The sequence below is a fragment of the Methylobacterium sp. A52T genome, assembly GCF_053346095.1.
This window is the reverse complement of record NZ_JBKFBI010000228.1, coordinates 1-5,390: the sequence shown is the minus strand read 5'-3', so window position 1 is coordinate 5,390 and position 5,390 is coordinate 1. Positions and strand designations below refer to the sequence as shown.

Below are 5,390 nucleotides of genomic sequence, written 5' to 3'. Positions count from 1 at the left end.
CCGCCAGGGCCCGCGCCGCGACCGCGTCCAGCACCGCGCATCCGTGGAGATCGGCCAGCGCCGCGGCGTAGCCGAGCAGCTGCCCGTGCTCGCTCTTCGACAGGCGCAACCGCTCGCGCAGCCGGTCGGCGTCGTGCCGCGCGCCGACCGCGAGGGCCGCGAGGCGGGTCACCGGGGGCAGGCCCGCGGCGGCGGCCCGTTCCAGCCGCCCGAGTTCCCCGACGCCGCCGGTGATCCGCGGCAGCAGCCCGGTCGCGCTCAGCGTCGTCACCATGGCCGGGCCGCCGGGGGCGGCGAGGAGCTTCAGGAACTCCGCGCGCACGCGCTCGCGGGAGAGCCGGTCCAGGCTGTCCCGCGCGGCCACGCAGGCGGCCAGGGCTGCGGCGTCGGGCGCGCCGGCGCCGAACCGCGCATGGAAGCGGAAGAAGCGCAGGATCCGCAGCGCGTCCTCGCGGATCCGGGTCGCCGGGTCGCCGATGAAGCGCACCCGCCCGGCCGCGAGGTCGGGCCGGCCGCCCACCGGGTCGTGCAGGGTTCCGTCGGCGCCGAGGGAGAGCGCGTTGACGGTGAAGTCGCGGCGCTCGGCGTCGCGCAGGAAGTCGCTGCCGAAGCGGACGACGGCGTGGCGCCCGTCGGTCTCGACGTCCTCGCGCAGGGTCGTGACCTCGATCGGCCCGTCCTCGGTCACCAGCGTGATCGTGCCGTGCTCGATGCCGGTCGGCACCGCCTTGAGGCCGGGCGCCCGCTGCGCCGCCCGCATCACCGCCTCGGGCGGGTGCGTCGTCGCCATGTCGATGTCGGCGGTCGGCGCGCCGAGGAGCGCGTCGCGGACGCAGCCGCCGATCAGGCGCGTCTCCGCGCCCGGCGCGTCCAGGGCCGCGAGGACGCGGCGGACGCCCGGGCGTTCGAGCAGGGCCGCCAGCCCCGCCGGATCGAGGGCGCGGCTCACCGGAAGCCGCCGGGTACGAGGCGGCCGTTCTCCATGTGGGTCGGCACGTAGCCCCCGGAGCGCCGCTCGGAGAAGAGGCCCTCGTAGACGAGGGTGCCGATCACCACCGCCAGCCCGGCCAGGACGAGGCGGAACAGGTGCGCGTCCCAGTGCACCCGGCGCAGGGGATTGCGGCCGGACAGCAGCAGGTAGACGAGGAACAGCGCGAAAGGGACGAGGAAGAGGCCGAACTCTTCGAGGACGCGGCGGAGCATATCGTCAGCCTAACGCGCCGCGCGGTCGGCGTCGCCCGGCTCCGCCTCCGGGTAGAGCCGTTCCCGCAGATTGTTCAGGATCCCGGCGGTGACGCCCCAGATCAGCCGCTCGCCGAAGGTCAGGGCGTAGAACCAGCGCTCGCGGCCCTGCCACGCGCGGGAGCGCAGGCGGTAGCGCTCGGGGTCCATGAGGAACGGGAGCGGCACCTCGAAGACGTCGGCCACCTCGTCCGGGTTCGGCGTCAGCACCGCGCCGGGATCGACCAGGCCGATGACCGGCGTCACGAGGAAGCCGGTGCCCGAGAGGTACGGGTCGAGATAGCCGAGCAGCCGCACCGCCTCGAGCGGCAGCCCGATCTCCTCGAAGGCCTCCCGCAGGGCCGCGTCCGCGGGCCCGGGATCGGAGGGATCGATCTTGCCCCCCGGCAGCGCCACCTGCCCGGAATGGTCGCGCAGGTTGGCGGCCCGCATCGTCAGGATCAGGGTCGGACCGTCCGCGCGCGGCACGACCGGCACGAGGACGGCGGCCCGGCGGTGCGGCGGCGGCGGGATGACGGCCGTCCCGTCCGGATCGAGGCTGTGGTCGCCCCGGGGATTGGAGGTCGGATCGTCCGGTCCGGGCGGGTCCGGCGACAGGCCGGCGGCGGCGCGGGCGAGGAAGTCGGCGAGCGGGTCGCTCACGCGGCGGCGACCGGCGCGATCGTGTGGAAGGCGCCGCCGGCCCACAGGCCGAGCCAGGGCTTCCCGTCGACCAGACGCTCCTCGGCGAGGTCCACGAGGTCGTAGGTCAGCGCCCGGGTCACGAGCGCCCACAGCCCGCGGCGGACATGGAGGTAGGGCTTCAGCGCCCCGTCCGGCGCCTCCTCGAAGCGGAGGGCGTGCTCGGCATCGACGCTCACCAGGTCGTCGACGTTGGTCCGGAACGAGACCCGCCGGTCCGCCCCACTCCCGTCCACCGCCATCTCGACGGCCACGAAGGCCGCGTCGTCCACGGTGATGCCCACGCTCTCCACCGGCGTGACCAGGACGGTCCGGCCGTCAGGCTCGCGCCGCAGGATGGTGGCGAAGAGCTTGACCAGCTTGTCCCGTCGGATCGGCGAGCCGTTGTGGAACCACGTCCCGTCCGCGGCGATGCGGATGTCGATGGCGCCGCAATAGGGCGGGTCCCACCGCTCGACCGGCGGCAGCCCGCGCTTCGGCAGATCCCCGAGGGCCGCGCTGAGGCGGCTCAAGGTCGGGTCGGGGGCGGGATCCTCGCTCATGACCGTGACAGATAGCGTCGCGATGCCCGGTCAGCCATGGCCGAGAGGAGGATCGGCGCCGGTTCCGTCCCGGATCGCGAGTGCGCGATCCTAGGCCGGCCCGGCGCCCTGGGTATTCACCGTCAGGGCGTAGAGCGACTGGCTCGCCGCCATGAACAGGCGGTTGCGCTTGGGACCGCCGAAGGTGAGATTCCCGCACACTTCCGGCAGGCGGATCCGCCCGATGAGCTTGCCCTGGGGCGTCCAGACGGTGACGCCGTTGTAGCCCACGGCCCGGCCGGCATTGCTCGACACCCAGAGATTGCCGTCGACGTCGGCCCGCAGCCCGTCGGGACCGCATTTCACCCCGTCCACGACGCAGTCCGAGAACAGCCGCTTGTTCGACAGCGCCGCCCCGGTCCCGACGTCGAAGGCGTAGATCTCGCCCTTGCCGCCGGGTCCGGTATCCCCGGGACCCTTGCCGGTGGAGCAGACGTAGAGCGTCCGGTGATCGGGCGAGAAGCACAGGCCGTTGGGGTCGGGCACCTCGTCGTCGGTGAGCACCCGGTCGACCCGGCCGGACGGGTCGATGCGGTAGACCGCGTTCGGGAGCACGCGTCGCCGCGGGACGGTCCCGGCGGGCTGGCCGAGCCGCGGATCGAGATGGCCCTGCCGGTTGCTCGGGCCGCCGGCCGCGTCGGGCAGGCCCTCGTAGAGCAGCGCGCCGTAGGGCGGATCGGAGAACCAGTACGCGCCGTCCGGGTGCTGGACGACGTCGTTGGGCGAGTTGAGCGGCTTGCCCTCGAACGAATCGGCCAGGACCGTCGCCGAGCCGTCGAGCTCGTAGCGGACGACCCGCCCGGTGGCGTGCTCGCAGGTCAGCTGCCGCCCCTGGCGATCGAAGCTGTTGCCGTTCGAGTTGTTGCTCGGCATCCGGAAGGTGGAGACGTGTCCGTCCTCCTCCAGCCAGCGCAGCTGCCGGTTGTTCGGGATGTCGCTCCAGACGAGGTAGCGGCCGACGGAATTCCAGGCCGGTCCCTCCGCCCAGAGGGCGCCGGTCCAGAGCCGGCGGATGGCGCTGTTCGGCACGATGAAGGGCTCGAACGCCGGGTCGACCGTGACGATGTCCGGATCGGTGAAGTAGGTGGTCGGGGCGGCGCCGGGCCGGAAGTCGCGCGGCGGGCTCGTCACTGTGCTGGGCGGTTCCGGTCGGGCCGCCGCGTCGCCGGCAGTGACGGCCAGGGCCCCCAGGCCCGCGAGGATCGTGCGCCGGGATCGCGGAATTGACCCGCGTTCACCCGCGATCCCGGATGCGTCGGTCCGCGACGGTCGCATGCGATCCTCCCCCGCGCATCCGGCCAGGGCGCCGCGATGCGCGCGGGCAGGTTAGGACCGGCGTCCTGCGCGGGTCAATCGGGACGCCGCCGCAGGATCTTCCAGACGCCGTCCGCCGAGGCGAGGAGACGGGTGCCGTCGCGGACGTCGCCGCGCATGAACACCAGGGAGCCCGTGCGCTTGACCACCTGCGGCCGGATCTCGATCCAGTCGCCGAGGCGGCCGACATCGATGAACTTCATCTCCAGCTGGATGGTCACGCAGTTGGCACCCCCGGCGGCGCGCATCGCGGTCTCGCCGAGGGCGCGGTCGGCGAAGCTCATCAGCATGCCGCCGTGGACCACGCCGATCAGGTTGGCGTGCTTCTGATCGGCCCGGAACGCGTAGGCGCCGTCCGCGCCGCGGACGTGCAGCGGCCCGACATGGGCGATGAAGCCCTTGTCCTCCACCAGCGTCCAGCCTTCGGCGACGGGGTCGTGGGTGGCGGGGTCGTGCGCGGCGGGATCGTGGGCATCCGTGTCGGTCGTCATCGCGTCGGGTCCGTTCGTGTCGGGGTCTCGGAGGGCGGCTGTCAGGTTCCCCGGGGCTTGGCCCGGCGGGTCGGGGCCTCGCTGAGCGGGTCCTCCGGCCAGGGATGGCGCGGGTAACGCCCCCGCATCTCGGACCGCACGGCCGCCCAGGATCCGCGCCAGAAGCCCGGCAGGTCCCGGGTGATCTGGATCGGCCGCTGCGCCGGCGACAGCAGGTGCAGGACCAGCGGGCGCCCGCCAGCCCTGGGATGCCGGTCGAGGCCGAACAGCTCCTGGACCCGGACCGCCAGCGCCGGCTCCTCGGCCGTGTAATCGACCGGGATGCGCGAGCCGGTCGGCACCTCGACATGGGTCGGTGCCTCCGCGTCGAGCCGGGCGCGCAGGTCCCAGGGCAGCAGGGCCTGGAGGGCGTCCGCGAGGTCGCTCGCCGTGACCGACGCCAGGGCGGCGCGCCCCACCAGGGCGGGCGCCAGCCACGTCTCCGCCGTGCGGGCCAGCGCGTCGTCCGACAGGTCGGGCCAGGCCGCGCCGTCGGCGGCGTGCAAGAATGTCACCCGGGCCCGCCACTGCGCCAGGGCCGGCGTCCACGGCAGGCGGTCGATCCCGAGATCGGCGATGCCGCGCGCCAGGATCGCGGCGCTGTCCGTGTCGGGCGGCACCGGCAGCGGCCGCGACCCGAGACTGACCGCGCCGAGCCGCCGGACCGCCCGCGCCCGCAGGGAGGCCGCCTGCGGATCGAAGGCGATCTCGGTGCGCGACTCGATGCGCTCAGCGAAGAGGCGCTCGATCGCCTCGGTGCCGATCGCCGCCGCGGCCAGGATCCGGGCGTTCCCGGCCGATCCGGCGAGGTCGGCGACCACCAGATGGGGCTCGCGGGCGAGCGGGCTCGCCGGGTCGAGGCGCCCGGCGCGGCCGCTGGCCATCACGAACTCGCCCTCGCGGCCGCGCGCCCGGGCCACCCGGTCGGGGTAGGCGAGCGCCAGGAGCGGCCCGGCGGCGGCCGGACCGGCATCCGGGCTCGCCGCCCCGCCGGCCCCGGCGATCCGGGCCCAGCCCTCGGCGAGGCGGCGCATGTCGGCGG

7 protein-coding genes are annotated in these 5,390 nt (G+C 74.6%); all 7 read right to left on the bottom strand.

Features of this window, described 5'->3' with window-relative positions; genetic code table 11:
- A partial coding sequence (locus ACLBYE_RS29375; protein ID WP_447696857.1) for a CCA tRNA nucleotidyltransferase occupies positions 1-949 on the bottom strand: 949 nt, incomplete at its 3' end.
- Positions 946-1,203, bottom strand: a complete 258-nt coding sequence (locus tag ACLBYE_RS29370) for a DUF6111 family protein (protein WP_447696856.1) — start codon at positions 1,201-1,203, stop codon at positions 946-948. The genes ACLBYE_RS29375 and ACLBYE_RS29370, both read right to left, overlap by 4 nt.
- A 9-nt stretch (positions 1,204-1,212) precedes the next feature.
- Entirely contained in the window at positions 1,213-1,884 is a 672-nt protein-coding gene (locus tag ACLBYE_RS29365) for a CoA pyrophosphatase (RefSeq protein ID WP_447696855.1), read from the bottom strand.
- Complete coding sequence (locus ACLBYE_RS29360; RefSeq protein WP_056522480.1) at positions 1,881-2,465, bottom strand: DUF1285 domain-containing protein; 585 nt, start codon at positions 2,463-2,465, stop codon at positions 1,881-1,883. Before ACLBYE_RS29360 ends, ACLBYE_RS29365 begins: the two co-directional genes overlap by 4 nt.
- A 90-nt stretch (positions 2,466-2,555) precedes the next feature.
- A complete protein-coding gene (locus ACLBYE_RS29355) occupies positions 2,556-3,779 on the bottom strand; it encodes an SMP-30/gluconolactonase/LRE family protein (protein WP_447696854.1) in 1,224 nt (407 codons plus the stop codon).
- A gap of 74 nt (positions 3,780-3,853) precedes the next feature.
- On the bottom strand, positions 3,854-4,309 hold the full coding sequence (locus ACLBYE_RS29350) for a PaaI family thioesterase (protein WP_447696853.1): 456 nt from the start codon (positions 4,307-4,309) through the stop codon (positions 3,854-3,856).
- A 41-nt stretch (positions 4,310-4,350) separates the two neighbouring features.
- On the bottom strand, positions 4,351-5,390 hold a 1,040-nt coding region (locus ACLBYE_RS29345; protein ID WP_447696852.1), incomplete at its 5' end, for an ATP-dependent helicase C-terminal domain-containing protein.

What these genes read in the sequence shown, in the direction of transcription:
- ACLBYE_RS29370 (WP_447696856.1), bottom strand. Translation starts at nt 1,203, where the DNA reads ATGCTCCGCCGCGTCCTCGAAGAGTTCGGCCTCTTCCTCGTCCCTTTC.
- ACLBYE_RS29360 (WP_056522480.1), bottom strand. Translation starts at nt 2,465, where the DNA reads ATGAGCGAGGATCCCGCCCCCGACCCGACCTTGAGCCGCCTCAGCGCG.
- ACLBYE_RS29355 (WP_447696854.1), bottom strand. Translation starts at nt 3,779, where the DNA reads ATGCGACCGTCGCGGACCGACGCATCCGGGATCGCGGGTGAACGCGGG.
- ACLBYE_RS29350 (WP_447696853.1), bottom strand. Translation starts at nt 4,309, where the DNA reads ATGACGACCGACACGGATGCCCACGATCCCGCCGCGCACGACCCCGCC.